General features: G+C 71.7%; 17 protein-coding genes. 1 reads left to right on the top strand and 16 read right to left on the bottom strand.

All coding sequences use genetic code 11. The features are described 5' to 3' along the window. Positions 1-11: 11 nt before the first annotated feature. Positions 12-1,955 (bottom strand): hypothetical protein, encoded by a 1,944-nt coding sequence (locus ACIBHX_RS50060; protein WP_397075828.1) that lies wholly within the window; start codon positions 1,953-1,955, stop codon positions 12-14. 184 nt (positions 1,956-2,139) lie between these two features. Between ACIBHX_RS50060 and ACIBHX_RS50055 the strand changes: the two genes are divergently transcribed. Continuing rightward, the gene (locus ACIBHX_RS50055) at positions 2,140-3,018 is read left to right on the top strand and encodes a BTAD domain-containing putative transcriptional regulator (RefSeq protein WP_397075827.1); all 879 of its coding nucleotides are present in this window, start codon (positions 2,140-2,142) and stop codon (positions 3,016-3,018) included. Here ACIBHX_RS50055 and rfbB read toward each other — a convergent pair. The 15 genes from rfbB to ACIBHX_RS49980 form a co-directional block, all read right to left on the bottom strand. Further along, positions 3,015-3,965 carry a dTDP-glucose 4,6-dehydratase gene (gene rfbB / locus ACIBHX_RS50050; protein ID WP_397075825.1) on the bottom strand — a complete coding sequence of 317 codons (951 nt, stop codon included), beginning with the start codon at positions 3,963-3,965 and terminating at the stop codon, positions 3,015-3,017. The genes ACIBHX_RS50055 and rfbB overlap by 4 nt on opposite strands. An 18-nt stretch (positions 3,966-3,983) precedes the next feature. Continuing rightward, positions 3,984-4,664: a sugar transferase gene (locus tag ACIBHX_RS50045; RefSeq protein ID WP_397075824.1), complete on the bottom strand. Its 681-nt coding sequence runs from the start codon at positions 4,662-4,664 to the stop codon at positions 3,984-3,986. Between the two features lie 6 nt (positions 4,665-4,670). Further along, positions 4,671-5,816, bottom strand: coding sequence for a hypothetical protein (locus tag ACIBHX_RS50040; protein ID WP_397075823.1), 1,146 nt, complete (start codon positions 5,814-5,816; stop codon positions 4,671-4,673). Continuing rightward, positions 5,813-7,057 (bottom strand): polysaccharide biosynthesis C-terminal domain-containing protein, encoded by a 1,245-nt coding sequence (locus ACIBHX_RS50035; RefSeq protein ID WP_397075822.1) that lies wholly within the window; start codon positions 7,055-7,057, stop codon positions 5,813-5,815. Before ACIBHX_RS50035 ends, ACIBHX_RS50040 begins: the two co-directional genes overlap by 4 nt. Continuing rightward, entirely contained in the window at positions 7,054-8,358 is a 1,305-nt protein-coding gene (locus ACIBHX_RS50030) for an O-antigen ligase family protein (RefSeq protein ID WP_397075820.1), read from the bottom strand. The genes ACIBHX_RS50035 and ACIBHX_RS50030 overlap by 4 nt, the downstream gene beginning before the upstream one ends. After that, positions 8,355-9,293: a phosphotransferase family protein gene (locus ACIBHX_RS50025; protein WP_397075819.1), complete on the bottom strand. Its 939-nt coding sequence runs from the start codon at positions 9,291-9,293 to the stop codon at positions 8,355-8,357. The genes ACIBHX_RS50030 and ACIBHX_RS50025 overlap by 4 nt, the downstream gene beginning before the upstream one ends. After that, complete coding sequence (locus tag ACIBHX_RS50020) at positions 9,290-9,673, bottom strand: hypothetical protein (RefSeq protein ID WP_397075818.1); 384 nt, start codon at positions 9,671-9,673, stop codon at positions 9,290-9,292. The genes ACIBHX_RS50025 and ACIBHX_RS50020 overlap by 4 nt, the downstream gene beginning before the upstream one ends. Positions 9,674-9,693: 20 nt before the next feature. Beyond that, entirely contained in the window at positions 9,694-11,100 is a 1,407-nt protein-coding gene (locus ACIBHX_RS50015) for an RtcB family protein (protein ID WP_397075816.1), read from the bottom strand. A gap of 26 nt (positions 11,101-11,126) precedes the next feature. Next, positions 11,127-12,356 carry a glycosyltransferase gene (locus ACIBHX_RS50010; RefSeq protein ID WP_397075815.1) on the bottom strand — a complete coding sequence of 410 codons (1,230 nt, stop codon included), beginning with the start codon at positions 12,354-12,356 and terminating at the stop codon, positions 11,127-11,129. After that, positions 12,353-13,309: a hypothetical protein gene (locus ACIBHX_RS50005; RefSeq protein ID WP_397075814.1), complete on the bottom strand. Its 957-nt coding sequence runs from the start codon at positions 13,307-13,309 to the stop codon at positions 12,353-12,355. The genes ACIBHX_RS50010 and ACIBHX_RS50005 overlap by 4 nt, the downstream gene beginning before the upstream one ends. Continuing rightward, positions 13,309-14,619 (bottom strand): polysaccharide biosynthesis protein, encoded by a 1,311-nt coding sequence (locus ACIBHX_RS50000; protein ID WP_397075812.1) that lies wholly within the window; start codon positions 14,617-14,619, stop codon positions 13,309-13,311. The genes ACIBHX_RS50005 and ACIBHX_RS50000 overlap by 1 nt, the downstream gene beginning before the upstream one ends. After that, on the bottom strand, positions 14,613-15,761 hold the full coding sequence (locus ACIBHX_RS49995) for a DegT/DnrJ/EryC1/StrS family aminotransferase (protein ID WP_397075810.1): 1,149 nt from the start codon (positions 15,759-15,761) through the stop codon (positions 14,613-14,615). Before ACIBHX_RS49995 ends, ACIBHX_RS50000 begins: the two co-directional genes overlap by 7 nt. Further along, complete coding sequence (locus ACIBHX_RS49990) at positions 15,758-17,074, bottom strand: hypothetical protein (RefSeq protein WP_397075809.1); 1,317 nt, start codon at positions 17,072-17,074, stop codon at positions 15,758-15,760. The genes ACIBHX_RS49995 and ACIBHX_RS49990 overlap by 4 nt, the downstream gene beginning before the upstream one ends. Positions 17,075-17,184: 110 nt before the next feature. Further along, entirely contained in the window at positions 17,185-17,850 is a 666-nt protein-coding gene (locus ACIBHX_RS49985) for a response regulator (protein ID WP_397075807.1), read from the bottom strand. A 66-nt stretch (positions 17,851-17,916) separates the two neighbouring features. Next, a complete protein-coding gene (locus ACIBHX_RS49980; RefSeq protein ID WP_397075805.1) occupies positions 17,917-19,293 on the bottom strand; it encodes a hypothetical protein in 1,377 nt (458 codons plus the stop codon). Positions 19,294-19,379: the final 86 nt, after the last annotated feature.

Here is a 19,379-nt window from a genome sequence, read left to right as displayed (position 1 = left end):
GAGCGTCACCTTCACGGCCGCACGCTCGCCGCGACGGTGACAGGGGTGCCCGCGGTCAGCGTGACCAGGGCGGTGGTGTCCGTGCCGTAGGCCGTCGCGCCGGGCAGCGCGGCGTTGGTGGCGAAGACGGACGCGTTGGCGGTGGAGGTGAAGGTGACCGTGCCGGCGGACCTGTCGTAGACGGCGTTCACCGAGGGCAGGCTCGCGAAGTGCTTGGTCCTGTTCTCCACGTACTGGGCCAGCGTGCTCCAGTCGGGGGTCAGCACCGGGACCTTGTAGTAGCCGTTGTACTTGGCCAGCACGGCCTTGAGCCAGTCGAAGACCAGCGTCTTGCCCGAGCCGTAATTGCGCAGGTTGCCCTGGTGGAAGGTGTGCACGTACACCGATCCGGACATGACGTGCTGCATCGCCACTTCACTCTCGTGGTCCAGGATCTGCGCGTAGGTCTGGTTGACCGGCCAGTAGGGGAACTTGCCGCTGGGCCCGTAGTAGGAGTTGTAGAAGTAGGTCTCCTCCGCGGCCGTCGTGGTGTGGTAGGCGATGTTGGTCGGCCAGTCGGGCACGATCATCTCCGACGGCTCCATCGGGTGGTAGATGCCGCAGTTGAAGCACGAGGGCCGGTGGCTGGCGAAGGACATGTTGCCGTGCAGGTACTTCACGCCCAGGTCCTTGGCCGCCTGGAGCAGGTTGGGGTTGGAGGCGTTCAGCCCGTAGTCGGTGGGCGGGTCGATGTCGTTGTTCGGGTCGGGGTTGTAGACGCCCAGCCCCGAGTACTCGCCGGTCTTCAGTACCGCGGGCGGCACGCTCAGCCCGATCTGGGCGGCCCTGGTCAGGTTGTCGTGGATCTCGGCGTAGGTGGTCGGGTAGTCGGTGAAGTTGAGCTTGGGGTGCGTGAACGTGTGGTTGATCCACCTGAACGAGGTGGCCCGGCAGCGCGAGTAGCTGGTCAGCGGGTCGGGGCTGAGCAGGATGGGCAGGCAGGAGGAGTACGCGGACGGGTTGGCGTCCTCACCGTTGTAGGCGACGTTCAGCGTGAAGCCGGAGGCGAGCGGGTTGGCCGAGCGGAAGCTGTTCTGCTGGCTGTAGGCGTTGGCGGCGTCGTTCCAGCTCATCCGGAAGCCGGGGTTGGCGTCCACGGTCCCGTCGCTGCGCAGGTGGTCGGTGTGGTTGAACCAGTCGTCGACGTCCGCGCCGAGGTAGTGGCGCTGTTCGCCCAGGTACAGGCCCCTGGTCGCCCAGCGCAGCAGCCCGAAGGTGAGCAGGTCGGCCTGCGGCAGGTACTGGTTGGAGGTGAACGTCAGCGCGATCCGCTCGCGCCCGTCGCTGGAGGTGCTGCGCACGCCGAGCACGTCGGAGCCGCTGGTGATCAGCGGCTCGGCCGCGCAGCCGGGCGCGATCGTGGAGCGGTAGACGTACGACAGCGAGATCGGCACGTTCACGCCGGTCTTGAGGTAGTCGAGCACGCCCGCGCCCGCGCTCGTCAGTGTCGCGTTGATGGGCGTGTCGCCCACGCCGCCCTCACTGCCGGGGCGCAGGCACTGGTCCTCGGGGTAGGTGCCGTAGGCTGAGTAGAGCGAGGCCTGCCGTACGCCGAAGTCCCGCTCATAGGCCCATAGAGCGTTCCATTCGCCGGCGTCCAGGGCGCCGAGGTAGCCGTTGGTCAGCAGGATCGCGTTGTACTTGCCCGTCCCGTCCGGCTGGACCAGATCGGCCGCGTTGAGCTGCTGGCTGTCGGTGAGCAGCACGTCGTACGGCGTGCCGACGCGGTCGAGCGCCGCCCGCCAGGTCGCCAGGCCCCAGTCGCCGGCGCCGTCGGCGACGACCAGCGGCCGCAGGTTCACCTTGTCGTTGACCGAGGCGATCGCGGCGGCCGCGCTCTTGACCGTGACGGTGCCCTTCTTGGAGGGCAGGGGACCTGGCCTGACGGCCTTCGGACGCTGTACTTGCGCCCGCATCGGGCCGTCGTGACCCGGAATGGCGATATTTGGTCCCGATATAAACCCAAAAATCAGGACACCACCGAATAATGTTCGTTGAATTACTTTCACCTTTATCCCCCCACCTGGAACGTGTGGCGAGGTCGAGTGTGAGATCAGCGGGTTTCCCTTGAGTTTCAGTAAAGTTTCCCCATTCGGCGGAATGGCGACCTACCCTCTGTCTGTGTCGGGAAATGATCTGAGATTCGGAATTCTGGGCGCGCTTGAAGTGGTAGTCGGGGAACGGCGTTTATCCCTGCGGTCAAGTAAGCAGCGCAGCCTGCTCGCCATGCTGCTGTGCCACCCCGGCACCGTGGCAGTGGCGGACCACCTGATCGACGCGCTGTGGGGAGCCGAGGCGGGCGATGCGGGCGCGGGCCGGTTACGCCTGCAGTTGCACCGGCTCAGACGGGCCCTGGGCGGCGCGGGAGTGATCGCCCACGAATCCACCGGATACACCCTGCGCGCGGCGCCGGACGCGGTCGACGCGTGGCGGTTCGAGCGCCTCGTGCACAGAGGTCAGCAGGCGCTCGCCTCGGGAAACGTGGCCAAGGGCGGCGAGCTGCTGCGCACCGCGCTGAGCCTGTGGCGCGGGCCCGCGCTGTCCGGGCTGGACGACATCCCGTTCCTGCACCGGCAGAGCACCAGGCTGGAAGAGGACCGGCTGGCGGCGCTGGCCGACAGGATCGACGCCGACCTGCGGCTCAGGCGTCATGCCGAGGTGATCGGCGAACTCACCGTCCTGGTGAAGGAGCATCCGCTGCGTGAAACGTTCCGCGGGCAGTTGATGATCGCGCTCTACCGCGCCGGCCGGCAGGCCGAGGCGCTGGAGGTCTACCGCGACGGGCGGCGCACCCTGGCCGAGGAACTGGGCCTGGAGCCGTCGCCGGACCTGCGCAGGCTCGAGGTGGCGATACTGACCAGCGACTCCTCATTGTCGGCCGCGCTGTCGACGGCGTGCCCGCCCGGGCTGCGCGCCGTGCACCGGCGGCGCCGGCACTCCTGCTCGCTGTGCGCGGGCGGCGGCCAGATGCACGGCTAGAGCCGCCGCTTCCACCAGGCCTCGTTGTCGCGGTACCAGCGCACGGTCTCGGCCAGGCCACGCTCGAAGTCCACGCCCGGCCGGTATCCCAGCGCGGCCAGCCGGTTGTCGGCCAGCGAGTAGCGCAGGTCGTGGCCCTTGCGGTCGGCGACGTGCTCGACGGCCGACCAGTCGGCGTGCATCTCGGCCAGGACGCGCTCGGTCACCTCCCGGTTGGTCAGCTCCGCGGCGCCGGGCACGTGGTAGACGGCGGCGGGTTCGCCGCGCTCGGCCACCAGCCGCACCGCCCTGCTGTGGTCGGCCACGTGCAGCCACTCGCGCACGTTGCGGCCGTCGCCGTAGAGCGGCAGCTTCAGCCCGGTCAGCAGGTTCGTCACGAAGCGCGGGATCAGCTTCTCCGGGTGCTGGCGCGGCCCATAGGTGTTGGCCGAGCGGGTGATGCTCACCGGCAGCCCGTAGGTGCGCGCGTAGGCCAGCGCCATCAGGTCCGCCGCCGCCTTCGAGGCCGAGTACGGCGAGCTGGGCATGACCGGGGCGTCCTCCGCCCACGACCCCTCGGCGATCGAGCCGTACACCTCGTCGGTCGAGACCTGCACGACCCGCCCGACGCGGCCCAGCAGGCAGGCGTCGAACAGCGTCTGGGCGCCGAGCACGTTGGTCCTGGTGAACACCTCCGGCGCCTCGATCGATCGGTCGACGTGCGACTCGGCGGCGAAGTTGACCACGATCTCGTGCCCGGGCACCACGTCGGCCAGCAGGTTCGCGTCGCACACGTCGCCGCGCACGAAGGCCGCCTCCCGGGGCACGTTGTCGCGCCCGCCGGCGTAGGACAGGCGGTCGAGCACGGTCACCCGGGCACCCTCGGCCACCAGGTCGGCGGCGAAGCGCGAGCCGATGAACCCGGCGCCGCCGCAGACCAGCACCGCGCGATCACGAAAGAAGGACACGCGCGCGAGGATACCCACTCACAGTTGACGCTCAGGCCCCAACCGCATCCCCAGGAAGTAACGGACGGTGTCGGCAAGCACCTGGAGCGTGGCGCGGAAGGTCGGCCTGCGCAGGAACCACGCGTCGACCCGCTCCCTGGCCGGGACCACCTTCTCGATGTACATCCTGAGGTCCACCTCGCCGGGACCCAGGATGTCGAAGTCGCGGAACCTGATCTGGGCGGGGCCCGTCAGCCCCGGCCGGTGCTCGAAGATCCAGCGCCGCTCGACCGGGTAGAGCACCGCCATGCCGTACGACTCGGGGCGGACGCCGACCAGCGTCATGTGGCCACGTAAAACGTTCCACAGCTGGGGCAGCTCGTCGAGGGAGTAGCGGCGCAGGAACGCGCCGACGCGCGTGAGCCGCGGATCGGCGGAGGCGGTGACCAGCGGTCCCGCCACCCCGACCCGCATGGTGCGGAACTTGTACATGGAGAACGGCCGGCCGCCCTGCCCGACCCGCAGCTGGGCGAAGAAGCCGGGCCCGCGGCTGGACCAGCGGACGATCAGGTAGATCACCAGCATCGGCACGGCCAGGAGCAGCAGGGCGATCCCGGTGACGGCGATGTCGAGCAGGCGCCGGGACACCAAGGGTGCGATGCCCGGCCCCGAGACAATGGGCGCTTCTCCCGTGGGGAGCGAGTAGACGTGACTGGTCATGACGAATCACCCGGTTCCTGCGGCGATCAGTACATCGGTGAACACGGTCGAGAGGACCGACAGGTCCTCGGGGACGCTTCGCTCCACCGAGCTCGGAGTGAAGTGCGTCATCAGGCGGTCGCCCGCCTTGCGGCGGGCCAGCAGGGCATCCCAGAGCGGGTTGGACTTCATGCCCGGGTCCATCAGCCGGTAGGTGTCGTTCTTGTAGGCCTGGCGCCAGGTCCAGACGTCGGTGGCGCCCACCCCGAACGACTTGGGGATGTCGATGAACACCGAGCCCAGGTCTTCCGCCCTGGCCCTGTCTCCGTCGAAGGCGCCGGGGTGTGCCAGCCCGCGGCGGGCGAAGATGGTCACGTAGTAGGCCCAGCGGCGCGCGGAGACCTCGGTCCAGGCGGCCCGCTGGGTGATCGCCCTGGTGGTGCCCCAGGCGCGATAGACGTCGTCGGTCTGGATGGCGGTGCTCAGGTTGAGCACGTCGATGTTGCCGCCGGCCAGGTAGTAGTCCACGTTGCCGAGCGAGATCTGCGGATACTTCCAGTTGGCAGCCTCGGCGCAGGACACGGCCTTAGGGTGCACCGAGCCGGGCTGGCAGCCGAGCGTCGGCACGTAGAAGTCGACCATGATCTGGGTGTCGGGGACGGCCTTGCGCAGGGCCCGCGCGCTGTCGGCCAGGAACGCCTTGATCTGGGCCGGCGAGTCCATCCCGTCGTTGTAGCCGAGCTCGTCGGCGATCTTGACCCCGGCGACGCCCTTGCGCTGGGCGATCCCCTTGATCTTGGCGATGGCCGCCTCGAACGCGGCGGGACCGGCCTGCCACTGCTTCCTCAGGTCGGCTTCCACCCACACCGTCATCCCGCGGGCGACCGCCTGGTCGGCGGCCTCCTCGTACTTGTTCTGCGGCGGCGTGGTGACGCCCCCGGACAGGTCACGCGGCTGCGGCTTGCGCGAGGCGGTCGGCGAGGGCAGCGGAGACGGGCTGGCCGCCTTGGGGCCCGCCCCCTGCTCGGTGACGCTCGTGATGACCTGGCCGTCCGGATCCTCTGAGCCGGAGACGGCCGGGGTGTGCCCGGTCAGCGTCGCCCCGCTGCTGCCGCCGCATCCGGCGGCCAGCGCGAGCGCTCCCGAGGCCGCGGCGAGCTTCCATCTGGTCATGTCATCACCTCCGCGGGCAGGGGCTTCCTGCCGCGCACTGCCACGAAGAAGGCCAGCAGGGTCGCCGTGGTCGCGACGTTGGCCGAGGCCGCCGCGATGGCGGCGCCGACCGCGCCCAGGCGCGGGACGAGAAGCAGGTTTAGCCCCACCGTCATGACCACGCCCGCGACGATCGAGATCGAGTTGGCGCCCGGGCGACCGATGCCCATCAGATAGGCGGTCACCAGCCCCGCCACGCTGCACACCACGGTGCCGCCGATCATGATCTGGCTGGGCAGCACGGCCGCGGCGAACTCGGCGCCGAACACCGGCGGCAGCACCGGGCCCGACAGCAGCACCAGCGGCACGGCCGCGATCGCGCTGGCCACGAAGGCCCTGGCCATGAAGCCCGCGGTCCGCTTGGCGGCGCCCTCGGGGTCGCGGGCGAAGCTCGGGTAGAGCACGTAGGTCAGCGCCAGCCCCGGCATCCGCAGCAGGTCGGCCAGCTTGCTGGCCACCGCGTAGACGCCGAGCACCGACGGGCTGGCCACGGCGGCCAGCAGCGCCACGTCGAAGCGGTCGTTGACGAGCTGGAGCAGCCCGCCGACCTGCCCGCGCAGCCCGTATCCGCATATTTCACGAATCAGCGGCCAACGGGGGCGCTCCCAGCCGCGGAAGTAGCCGGTCCGCGCCAGCCGTACGGCGATGCCGGCGGCGACCGTGACGTCGGCGAGCACCAGGCCGACGAGCATGGCGCGCACGTCGTGCGAGACGAGCAGCACCGCGCCGTACAGCGGCAGGAAGGCCGCCTCCTCGGCGAAGATCGCGACGTTCGCGCCGCGCTGGTCCTGCCCGCCCTGCAGCTGCGACTTGCCGACCGCGACGAACGTCTGCGTGAAGGTCGGGATCGCGGCCGCCGCCACCATGCCCAGGCTCAGCTCCGACAGGAACACCCGATGCAGCAGCGGGCTGAGCACCAGCCAAACCGTCCCGCCCAGCGCGGCCCCGCCCAGCAGGATCACGCACAGCGCGGGCCGTACCTGCCGCTCCGCGCTCTCGCGGGCCAGGAAGTACGGCGAGGCCGCGGGCAGCCCGCACACCGCGAGCACGCACACGATCCCCGGCAGCACCCGGAACAGCGTGAACTCGCCGACCAGCACCGAGCCGCCCGCCTGGGCGACCATGACGGTGCCGAGCGCGAGCGTGCCCATCGCGCCCACCCGGGCCGCGGCGTTGCCCGCCAGCAGCGACAGCAGCCTCATGGCAGCACCCCCGGCAGCACTCCCGGCTGGCGCGGCTTGCGCCCCCAGATCTCCAGCGCGGCCAGCACCCCGAACAGCGCCCAGCAATGGCGGTAGTGCAGCACCTCGTAGAACAGGCCTGAGAAGGCCATCACGCCGGTCATCGCGGCCAGCAGCTCGGGCCGCGGAATGATCCGCTCGTACTCGGGCTTCAGCGCGTCCCTGGCCGAGACCCGCCTGGCCCGCACGGCCAGCGACCCCATCAGCGTGAGCACGCCGAGCGCGCCCAGCGGCCCGCGTTCGAGCAGCGCCGCGATGTAGTCGTTGTGGGCCTCCTTGGGATACGGCTCGAGCAGGCGCCGCATCTCGCCGAGCGTGCGCGCGGGCCCGATCCCGTACCACGGAGCGTCGTTGAGCCACATGCCGGTCGTCTGGGCGGTGACCTCGCCCCTGCTGCCCTCGCTGGAGGTCAGGCGCCCGATCGAGTCCTTGGCCACCGGCGAGATCTTCGAGACCTGGGCGAGGATCGCGTCGGTGTCGATCAGCAGCTTGCCCGCGCCCGCCACCAGCAGGCAGCTGCCCGCCAGCAGGATCGCCGCGGTGATCTGGCGCCGCTTGACCCGGGTGAAGAACGCGCCCGCGATCGTGCCGATGGCCAGCCCGAGGAACGCGCCGTTGGAGCCGTTGTAGGTCAGCGCAACGAGCAGCACGCCGACGCACAGCCAGCGCCAGACAGGACGCCGCGGATACCGGGCGGCACGCAGCAGGAACAGCCCGGTCAGGAAGAAGTTCGAGGCGTAGTTCGGCTCGCCGAAGGTGTAGCCGGCCCGCACGCCCTCGGCGATGTTCTGCCCCGACAGGTACGGGATTCCGGCGAAGATGCCCACCAGCATGAGCGCCGCGCCGAGCACCGCGGTGACCACCCAGGTGCGCACCGCGATGGCGAACAGCTGCGGGTCCCGCCCGAGGCTGGCCAGCGCGATCGCCCAGAAGTAGACGAACACGTCCTGCGCCAGCGTCAGGCCGCCCTCGCCGGTGATCGTCGCGGGGATCGCGCCGCCCAGCACGATCAGCCCCATCGCCACGATGTACGGCGTGCGCAGGCTGTACGCTCTGCCGCTCGCCCACTGGACCGTGATGATCACCAGGAGGACGAGCCCGGCGTCGGGGATGCCGGTGTTGCTCGGGCCGAGCGGCCGCAGCAGCGGCAGCGAGAACACCGCGGCGGCGATCGCGAAGGCCGCCAGCGACCGGGCCCGGCGCGGCGGCGGGTTCTCCAGCCGGGCGATGACCGCTGAGGCGTCGATCGCCGTGCCGGTCACGGGGTCACCTCGCAGAGCCGGTCGAGCAGGTCGAGGTGGTCCTGTGCGAAGCGCGGGTCGTCGGCCGTGGCCACCACGTCGGCCAGCCCCGCGAGCAGCACCGCCCGCCACAGCCGCCGGGGCGCGCCGAGCCGCTCGAGCGCCCCGGCGACGAACCGCTCGACCAGGGCGGGGAACCAGCCGGCGCCGAGCAGCGCGTGGCTGATGCCGGGCCCGAACCCGTCGGCCCGCAGCCCCGGATGTCCGGCCACCCGGCGGCCGGGTGGGGTGTGGCGGTGCAGGTAGAGCGCGTAGGACAGGGCGAAGCGGGCGACGTCGCGCAGCGGGTCGCCGTCGACCTCACCCGCCTCCCAGTCGACGACGCCGGTCACGCGGCCGCGGGTCACCAGGATGTTGCCCAGCCAGTAGTCGCCGTGCGAGACCGTGCCCGGTAGCTCGACGGCCGCCAACTCCTCCAGCTTGGCGGCAAGCCGGTCGGGCGCCCGGTATTTCGCAGCGACGCGGTCGACGGCCTCGGCGGCCATGGTGACGGGCCGCGTGGGACCCGTGGGCGCGGACTGCAGCAGCCCCAGCCAGGTCGCGGCGGCGGCGAAGTCGGCCGCCACCCGGCGGCGCCTGGCCACGTGCCGCCACAGGTGGTAGTCGGCCAGCATCGGCGTTCCCGGTATGCCGCGGGTGATCAGCGCGGGCAGCCCGTCCACCTCGCCGTACCCGAGCACCTCGGGCAGCGTCCGCCGCACCGCCTCGGGCGCGCGGGTGGTCAGCTCCTCGAGCAGCCTCCCCTCGGCCAGCACGACCCTGGCGGCCTCCTCGGTGGTGGCCACCTTGACCACGCGCAGTCCAGGACCGTCCATGACGACGGCGGTGACCTTGGCGTTCGGGTCCCTGGAGCCCGCGAGCAGTGCGACGCTCCCCCCGCCGAGCAGCTCCCTCATGACGCGATCACCAGCCGCTGGCCCGCCAGCAGCCCGAGCAGCCACGGCAGCCGCCTGACCAGCCGGACGGCGAGCGAGTACACCGGGTGCGGCCAGGTCACGTCGGGCGGCACGGTCAGCACGCCCCGCGCCGCCCAGCCGAGCAACGGCGAGCCGAGCGGCACCACCAGCACCGGGTCGGCGAACGAGGGCAGCGCGACGTAGACGGACTCGGGACGCAGCCCCGCGCGGCGCAGCGCCGCGCGGACCTGCCGGCGCCCGCCCAGCACCGCGACCTGCTTGCCCGACGGCAGCACGGGGTGGTCCGCGACGCGGACCAGCTCCGTGCCGGGCGGTAGCAGCAGTCGCCACCGCTCGCCGTGCGCGGCCCAATCGGGCATACGGCTTCCTCCTGGATGGGCTAGTTGAGTACGGCGAACGGCCGCAGCCGTGCCACGGGACGGACCAGCTTGTTGTCGGTGAGGATGGCCACGGCCGCGTTCAAGCCGTTGTCGTCCAGGTGCGCCACGTCGGCCGGCGCCGCGTCGCTGTAGCGGTAGCGGCGGGTCACGTGGCCCTGCGGGTGCTGCTTGGACAGGCCGCGGCGCTCGAAGTCGGAGATCACCGTGCCGGCGCCGTGGCAGGCCGAGTGCAGGCTGTCGGCGACGTCGTCGCCGGGCAGCGCCACGTAGGAGGAGGTCCTGTTCGTGCCCGGCAGCAGCAGCGCCTGACCGGTGACGCCGAACACGGTGCCCTCGGGCATCAGCTCGGCCGGGTAGGCGCGGCAGGAGTTGTGCCGGTGGACCACGGCGGTCCTGCCCTCGCCGAACTCGGTGGGCAGCGGCTCCTCGTACATCGAGTTGTGCGGCGAGTCCACCACCAGCCGGCCCTCGGCGCCGCCGAAGACGTCGCGGGCGACCTGCTTGAGGTAGGAGTAGGTGGCCAGGCGGAAGGCGAAGCCGTAGTTCATGGCGGCCGCGTTGGCCAGCATGAGCCGCTGCCCCTCGGTGGAGTCCAGGTCGAGCGGCGGGCAGGCGTGCGAGAAGTACAGGGCGTAGCGCCGCTTCAGCTCGGCCATCGAGCGGGAGGTGGCCAGGTGGTAGAGCGGCTTCTGCACGGCCGCGGCCAGGCGCAGGTTGCGCGGGTTGTGCTTGCGCGGGCCGAACAGGGCGCCGACCTCGCCGGTGAGCACGCCGCCGCCGCCGTGGTACTGGATGGTGATCTGGCCGTGCCGCAGGCCGAGCAGCGCGGCGGCGGGCTCGTCGTAGATCTCCTCGACCTGCTGGAGCTCGACGAAGTGGTTGGACGGGCCGACCGTGCCGAAGCGCATCCTGGCCAGCTGGAAGGCGATCGCGGGCATCTCCTTGAGCAGCCGGGCCGCGCCGCCGTACCGCTCCAGGTCCAGGCGGCCGCCTTCCTCGATGCGTTCCAGCTCCTCGACGGGAACGCTCCAGCGTTCGGCTGCGAAGGCGGCGCCGTCCACCGCGGCGCGCCGTACCTCGGAGAGGGTGAGCTCGCGCTTCTTGGTCGGCGGGTAGGGGTAGCGGTCCTTGATGCGCCGGCAGAAGGTGTCGACGGCGGCCGTGCTCGGGCGCTCGCCCAGGTCGAGCGAGATGAGCGCCATGCCGCAGTTGACCGAGGCCGAGGTGAGCGTCGGCCTGACCGTGCCGGTGGTGGCGACCGCGACGGACGACGGCAGCTCCATCTTCGACTTGTGGTGGAAGTCGGGCAGCACGACGGGGGGCGCGGCCAGGTCGACCCCGGACACCTGGTGGTCGAGGGCGTCCAGCACGGCTGTGTCGGCGGGCATGTCCGTGCTGTCGAACACCCTGGGGCTAAAGACGGTCAGATCCACTATTTCCCCTCTTGAAAAGGTCGCCGGTAGGGCCCGCGGTAGACCTGGTCGAGCACGGTGGCCAGGGCGTCGGGCGTGTAGTCGGAGCCGATGCGCTGCCTGGCCGCCTCGGCCATCCGCTTGCCCTCCGACGGGTGGTCCAGGACGTAGGTGATGGCGGCGGCCAGTTCCTCGGGGCGGGCGGGCGGCACCAGCAGGCCGGTCTCGCCGGGCACGACCACGTCCGACAGCGCGTTGACCGAGGTCGCCACCACGGGCACGCCGGCGTTGACGGCCTCGATCACCACGCACGGCAGGCCCTCGTACCTGCTGGCCATGGCGAACACCTCGAAGGCGGGCAGCAGCCTGACCACGTCGTCGCGGTGGCCGAGCCAGCGCATGCGCTCGCCCAGTCCCTTCCGCTCGGCCAGGGCCTTCATCTCGTCCAGGTCCTCGCCGCCGCCGATCCAGACGCCGTAGACGTCGTCCGGCTGCTTGGACAGTGCCTCGACGAAGTGCTCGGGCGCCTTCTGGAAGCAGACCCGGCCGACGGTCCCCACGATCCTGACGCCCACGGGAAGGTCGAGCAGAGCGCGCGCCTGCTCGCGGTTTCCCGGTGCGTATGTATACGTGTCGACGGCCGGGGGGATCGTCCTGATCCGGTCGGCGGTGCCCATCTTGCGGCGCATCGCCTCGACCGCGACCTGCGCGCCGACGGCGAGGAAGGCGTCGGTGTGCTTGCCGCAGTGGCGTTCGATGCGGACGTAGATCTCGCGCCGCCAGGCCGCCTGGAAGTCGTGGAAGGGGAAGCCGTGCCAGGTGTGCACGATCCGCTTGGTGCCGGCCCTGGCCGCGGCCAGCCGGCCGAGCACGCCGCCCTTGGCGCTGTGGGTGTGCACCACGTCGTAGCCGCCCTCGGCCAGGACACGGGTGAGCGTGCGCAGGGCCGCCCTGTCGTTGCGCGGGGAGATCTCCGGCACCAGCGACGGCACCTGGGTGACCTCCATGCCGGCGCGGAAGGCCTCACCGATGAGGTCGGCCGGCGGCGCCGCGGCCACCGCTTCCTCGCCACGCAGCACCTCGGCCTTCTCGGCCGTGGCGTCGCCGCGCGAGCCGTCGAGCCCGGTGCCTCCGGCGATGAACGACACCTCGTAGAGGTCGGGGTCGAGGGCGAGCGCGCCGCGTAAGGCGACTCCCCCAGCTCCCGCGGTCATCCGCGTGATCACGTTGGCCACCCGGATGCGGGTCATGGCAGCTCCTCGATGCCGACGGCCTCGCCGTCGGCGATGGTTACCAGGAAGCACGGCAGCGCCGCGACGTACGCCCCGGCCAACTCGGCGATCGGCGGGTGCGCGGGGCCGCGGCCCGTGCCGAGCGCGAGCGTGGCGCAGAAGGCCCAGTAGCGGCGCAGCTCGCCGCCGGCGTAGGTGCCCGCCGTCAGCACGCGCGCGGCTTCGGCCGGGCTCAGCTCGGCGATCTCCGTCTTGGGTCCGCGGGCCAGCACCACCAGCCGGTCCGGCTCCAGCCGCTCCATCCGGTCGGCGAACGGCACCGAGACCCGCCCGTGCGAGGTCGCGGGCCCGCCCGCGCCGTGCGCGTCGGTCCGCATCGGCTCGGCGATCCCGTAGCAGGCCGTGGCGTCGGCGGTGCACAGGTTGTCGGCCGTCGCCCTGGCTCCCAGCGCGATCGCCCTGCGTACCAGGGTCGACTTCCCGACGCCGCCGGGTCCGGCCAGCATGACCGTACGGCCGGCCGTACCGACGACGGAGACGTGCAGCGGAACCCGGCCACGCCAGCCGGCGCGCCACAGCACCGGATAGTGGACCAGCGTCTGCCCGGCCAGCAGCCGGAACCGCGAACGCAGGACGGTGTTGGCGGCCCGGGTCTTCGGCGCGGGCCGGTAGCGGGCGCGCACGGTCAGCACGTCGTCCTCCGCCTCGGCCAGCAGGTCGAACCCGGAGGAGCAGGCGTCGGCGAGCAGCACCCGGGAGCCGTCGCCGTAGGCTCCGCGGGTCAGCACGCTCATGCCCGCCCGGGAGAACGGCTCGGTGGAGTCCTCGATCCGCAGGCGGACGGTCGTGGTCGCGGGCGGCGAGGTCAGCGGCGTACCGCCGACGGTCTCCTCGATCAGGCCGGGGATCCACGTGGGCGCGCCGTCGGCGATCTCCAGGACCTCGCCCCCTGTGATCACGTAGCTGGGCATCACAGCACTTCCTGGATGAGATGGGTGGGCGCGCGGACTGGAGCGGTCCGGTATTCGGGCAGCAGGCGGCGCAGCAGCATGCGCACGTCCTGCTCGCTGCCGCGGTCGGCGGCGGCGTGCAGCCGCTCGAGCAGCAAGGCCTGGCCGGTCGGCGCGGGTCCCGGGCGGGCGGCCCAGACCTGCGGGTTGGCGGTGCGGGTGCGCAGCTCGCCGCCGGAGAAGAGCTTGTCGTCCAGCCGCTCGCCCGACTCCAGGCCCGTGAAGCGGATGCGGACCTGCGGCAGGCGCAGCTGCTCCGCGAAGGTGTGCGCGAGCGAGACCACCGGTGTCGGCTCGCCGGTGTCCAGCGCGAACGCCTCGCCCTGCTCGGCCAGCGCGGCCGCCTCCAGCGTCAGGAACACGGCTTCCGACAGCGTCATGAAGTAGCGGGTCGCGTTCGGATGCGCGATCGTCATGGCCTCGCCCGCGCCGGCCTGCCTGGCCAGCTCCGACAGCAGCGAGGCGGGGGTGGCGACCAGCGTGCCCACGCGCGCGGCCGCCAGCCGTACGCCCATCCCGGCCTTGGCCTGGACGGTCAGCTCGGCCACCCGGTAGCTGGCGCCGAGCACGGAGGCGGGGTCCGCGGCCTCCACCCCGGACACCAGCACGAACCGCTCGGCGCCGTGGCGCATGGCGGCGGTGAGCGCCCGGTGGGTGCCGCCGACGTTCCTGGCGACGGCCGCGCACGGCTCATGCTCGGCGAGCTTGAGGTCGTGCATGAGGTCGGCGTGGAAGACCAGCTCGGGCCTGACCCGCTCGCACGCGCCCTCGACGGCGTGCCGGTCGGCGACCTCCACGGCGCTCGCACCCGCGGCGTGCAGGCAGGTGATCAGCTGCTCGCCGACCGGGTCGTCGGCGCCGGTGACCAATACCCTGCGCCCCTGTACGGCGCGCCTGATCCTGTCGTGGTCGAAGGCGGCCGGTTCCCTGCCCAGCAGCCGCGTCGGCGCCACCGCCTGGTCGGCGTGCCCGAAGGCGAGCCCGGCGCCGGCGGCGGCCTCGCTGATCCCGGCCAGCTCCATCGCCGAGCGTCCGGGGCCGCTGACCAGCACGGCCTCGACGGCGGCGGTCCTGGCGGCCTCGCGCAGCTGGCAGATCCTGCCCAGCACGGGCAGGCCCTCGACGGTGCCGGTGTGCTCGTCGTCGAGGAAACCCACGGGGAGCACGCCCGGGTGCGGGGTGCGGGCCAGGGTCCTGGTGTCGGTGCCGGTGCCGATCAGCAGGGCGGGTAACCCGGATGGCGCTTTCCTGGCGCGCAGTCGGGCTAGCACGGTCGGCCGTCCAGTGCCTCGGCGAGGGCGGAGATCACCAGGTCCTGCTGCTTGTCGGTCAGCGCCGGGTAGAGCGGCAGCGACAGCAGCTCCTCGGCGACCCGGTCGGTGGCGGGGACCGCGGCGCATTCCTGCGGGCCGAGCGCGTTGGCGTAGGCGGTCAGCTGGTGCACCGGGATGAAGTGGACCGAGGTGCCGATGCCGGCCTCGCCGAGCGCCACGTCGACCGTGGTTCTGTCGCGCAATCGGACCTGGTACAGGTGCCATGAGTGGCCGTTGGCTGGGCGCTGCGGCAGCCGCAGCCCCGGCAGGCCGGCCAGCGCCGCGTCGTAGCGCGCGGCCAGCTCGTGCCTGCGCGCCTGCATGCCGGGCAGGGCCCGCAGCTGCGCGCTGCCGATGGCGGCCTGCAGGTCGGTGAAGTTGGCCTTCATGCCGAGCTCGGCCACGTCGTAGCGCCAGCTGCCGCCGGGCAGGTAGCGCTTCCACGCGTCCTTGGTCATGCCGTGCAGCCGCATCGCCCGCAGCCTGGCCGCCAGCTCCGCGTCGTAGGTGGCGATCGCGCCGCCCTCGCCGATGGGCAGGTTCTTGGTGGCGTAGAAGCTGAAGCAGGCCGCGTAGGAGTCGGATCCGATCGGGGCGCCGCGCAGCAGCCCGCCGGGGCCGTGGGCGACGTCCTCGATCACGCGCTCCCTGGGCAGGCCCGCGGCGGCCGCCAGCTCCTTGGCGTCCACCGGGTATCCGGCCATGTGGGTGACCACCATGGCGGCCGGCTTGCCCGCTCGCCGTACCGCGGCGGCGATGGTGTCGGGGGTGGGCACCAGCGTGTGCTCGTCGATGTCGACCAGCACCGGGCGCAGGCGCGCGTTGAGTATCGCGCCGACGGCGCTGCAGAAGGTCAGGCTCGGGGTGAGCACGGCGCTGCCGGGTGGCAGCGAGAGCGCGCGCAGCCCGAGCTCGATCGCCGCGCTGCAGGTCGAGACCGCCACGACGTGCGCAGCGCCGAGATAGGCGGCGAACTCCTCCTCGAAGGCGGCGGCGCGGGGACCGGTGGTCACCCAGCCGGACTCCATGACCTCGAGGACCGCGGCCGAGGCGTCTCCGGCGAACGAAGGCACGAAGTAGGGGACGGTCAGCACGGTCATCTCCTCTTGAACCTGAGGCGCGGCGCGTAGTCGGCCACGACCCCCAGCAGCGGCCACCCCGAGGCCTCCACCAGGTCGTTGATCACGTAGAGGTTGGCCAGGCGGGTCACCTGCCTGCTCACCAGGACCAGGCCGACGCCCTCGAGCTCCTGCTCCTGCGGCAGGTCCTCCAGGGACACGAGCTTGACGGCGGGCAGGATGGCCGGGATCGGGGAGGTGTCCTCCGTCATCACGACCTTCTTGGCCGCCAGCGCGGTGGCCACCCCGCCCGAGGCGTTCTTCTTGCGCAGCACGGGTGTGGTCTCGTCGTGACTCGGTTCCAGGTCGGACTCGGGTTCCTGCACCGGGGCGACGATGAGCGCGCCGGACATCGCGGTCATGACCTCGGGCGCCACGCCGCCGCCCGCGCCCACCAGGACCACGGTGTGCACGCCCGCCTTGCGGGCGGCCAGCCGCAGCTTGCGCACCAGCGGCTCGAGCGCGGCGTTCCTGCCCCTGGCGCAGCCGAGCAGCGGCACGCCGAGGCGGCGCGAGACGCGGCGGACGCCCGGCACGGTCGGCCTGACCGTCTCCATGGCCGAGGCCACCATGACGCCCAGCACGAGGCCGCCGACCAGGGCGACCACCAGCATCTGCAGCAGGCGCTGCGAGTCGGCCTGCGGCGGGCGGACGGGCCAGCTGACCACCCGCGACTGCCCGGCCAGCGCGGTCTGGTCGACGACGTTGGCGCGCAGCGCCTTCTGGTCGGTCAGACCGCGCTGGATGTCGTCACGCTTCTGGATCAGGTCGGCGTTCTTCGGGTCGGCGAGCACCGCCTTCTGCGCCTTGGCCAGCTGTGAGGTCAGGTCGGAGATGCGCTTGGTCACGTCGTGCAGCACGGTGCGCAGCCCGCTGACCCGTGACTGGTCGATCTGACCGGTCACCTGTACGGCAAGCGCGGAGGCCAGCGCCTTGGCGGCGTCAGGGTCCTTGTCGGTGACCTCGAGCGTGGCCAGCGGCGAGGAGCCGAGCCCGGTCAGCGTGACGTTCTTGGTGAGCTCCGTCAGGTCGCGGGAGACCCCCGCCGACTGCATCGCGGAGCGCAGCACGTCCGGGCTGGTGGCGAAGGCCTGCGCCTGACCGGCCACGCCAGCCGCCTCGCCGGCCGCCTGCGGCACCTTGCTGGCGATGACCAGAGTCGCGCTCGCCGTGTACGTGGATGGCTGCGACCTGGCGTAGTACCCGATCGCCAGCACCGGCAGCATCGCGCACAGCAGGATGATCGGCCAGTACCTGCGGATCAGCCGGGCCGCAACCTCGTCCAGCTCCACCATTCACCCCCGGGCGACCAAGATGCGGATTCGGCCACAGTAAGGAACCCGTCTCCGCATGGGATCGCCCAACGAGACGACGACTCACTACGCCATATGCGGTGGTATGCGGATCAAGCGGCGGGCATGGACGGCCGCAGGCCCGCCCGCATGGCCAGCGAGATCGCCTCCAGCGCGGAGTGCACCTCGAGCTTGTTGAGCAGGTTCTGCGTGTGGGTGCGCGCCGTGTTGACCGAGACCCCCAGCGACTCGGCGATCTGCGAGCGGCCCAGCCCGTCCACCATGCAGCCCAGCACCTGCCGCTCGCGCTGGGTCAGCGAGGCCAGCCGGTGCTCGGCCTCGGCCACCTCGTCACCCATGGTGAGCCTGCGCAGCAGCTCGGCCAGCGACCTGGCCGGGATGTAGCCGCCGCCGAGTGCGACGGTCCTGATCACGCGGATCAGCTGGTCGGCGCCCACCGACTTGGGGACCCAGCCGACCGCGCCGGAGCGGACCGCCTGCACCATGAGCGAGATGTCCTGGGCTCCCGTCAGGAAGATCACCCGCGCGTCGGGGCACCGGTCGAGCAGATCCTGGAGCGCTCCAACGGCGCTCGTGGGCCCCAGCATGAGGTCGAGCACGACGACATCGGGCCTGCCTGTCTTGGCGATGGCCAGCATGCCTCTGATGTCGTGCGCCACCGGGAGCACCTCGATGTCGGGCTCCATCGCCAGGCGCACGGCGAGCGTCTCGACGAAGAGCCGGTGGTCGTCCATCACCAGGACACGGGTCTGCTTCACAGCAGAAGGGTGAACGGCCATGGTCATCCAGGCATCATGCAAATGCACGATTTCTGAACGGAGTGTTCAGGTGTCGTTAACTTCTGTCAGGAACGCCGAGACAAGCTTGCTGTCGGCATCACCCTCCACCTGCCTGGCGAACTCGTTGAGCCGCTCCGCCAACCGGATCGACTTGATGGCCCGCGCCGCGGCCAGCGCGGGCCGGGCTAACTCGCAAGCCTCGTCCAGCTCCCCACAGGAGGCCAGCACGGAGGCGGCCAGCACCTGGTGCAGCGACCTGGCACGGGAGTGGCGGGCGGGCAGGTCGAGCGCGTCGTCGAGCAGTTCCCTGGCCTCCTTGGCACGGCCCAGGTCGCGCAGCGCGTGGATGGTGGAGCCGGCGAAGTGCGCGGGCGTGAACATGCCCATCCAGCCGGGCTCCTCCGCCTCGTTCCTGCGCTCCATGGCCCGGTCGGCGAAGCGCCGCGTCCTGACGAACTCGCTGCGGTCGTTGAGCAGCGCGAGCGCGCGCAGCTCTGTCCCGGCGAGCCTGGCGAGCAGGCCCTGCGGGGCCCAGCGGCCGGCGCCGTCCCTGGCGGCCAGCGACAGGCGCAGCGCGGTGCGGTGGTGCCCCAGATAGAGGGCCTGGGTGGCCAGGTTGCCGATCACCGCGGCGCCGTACAGCGGGTCGCCGGCCTGCTGGGCCAGGGCCGCGGCGTGCGTGAAGTGGTGCTGGGCAAGGGTGTGCCTGCCGAAGTCGTAGGCCATCCAGCCGACCAGGTTGGTCAGCACGGCGGCCGACTGGAACAGGTCCCTGCCGACGGCGTGGCCGTACCTGCCGCGCAGCAGCAGCGCCACGTCCTCGCGCAGGTAGCGCACCAGCCAGCCGAGCGCGAAGCCGCCGCCGTGGGTGTGGTCGAGGTTCTTGAACTCGATGTGCGTGGAGCGCACCCGCTCGACGTCGGCCGCGACGACCTGGCGCGAGCCCGTCTTGCTCGACGGGGTTCCGGGCCTGCCGAAACGCCAGTCGACCGCCGCTTCGAGCGCCTGGACGGGGTGGAAGGAGGCCTGCCCGAACGCGTTGGGCCGCTCGTTGCTCACTCGCCACAGGTCGGTGACGGACTCGATGACCTGCTCGGGCGTCTGCGGGAACTCCACTCCGGGCGAGACCTGGCCACCGCGCTGGAATCCCAGCTCGTTCACCGTCACCATCCGCCCCACCGCCCGGGCCAGCACCTGGGCGATGATCTCGGGGATGGGCGGCTCGGGCACGCTGCCGCGCAGCCAGCGGCCGACCGAGCGGTAGTCGTAGGCGAGCCGCAGGCCGTACTCCTGGCGTGCCTGCAGTGCGACCTGCCTGGCCAGGGCCTCCCTGGAGAAACCGGCCTCAGACAGCAGCGTCGCCAGCTCGTAGTTGAGCACCGGCCGCCCGGCGCCGGAGGCTTCTGACTGGTCTGGAACCACGGCTCAGGGTAAGCAGGGACAGGCCCTCAACTGATCAGGCAACGAGACGAGGAACGCTAGTCAAATTGCGGGGGAAAACCGGGTTA

Origin of the sequence: Nonomuraea sp. NPDC050536 (assembly GCF_044457685.1) — a bacterium.
GTDB lineage: Bacteria > Actinomycetota > Actinomycetes > Streptosporangiales > Streptosporangiaceae > Nonomuraea.
Note: the sequence above shows the minus strand (reverse complement) of the source record. Positions and strands in the feature narration are given on the sequence as shown.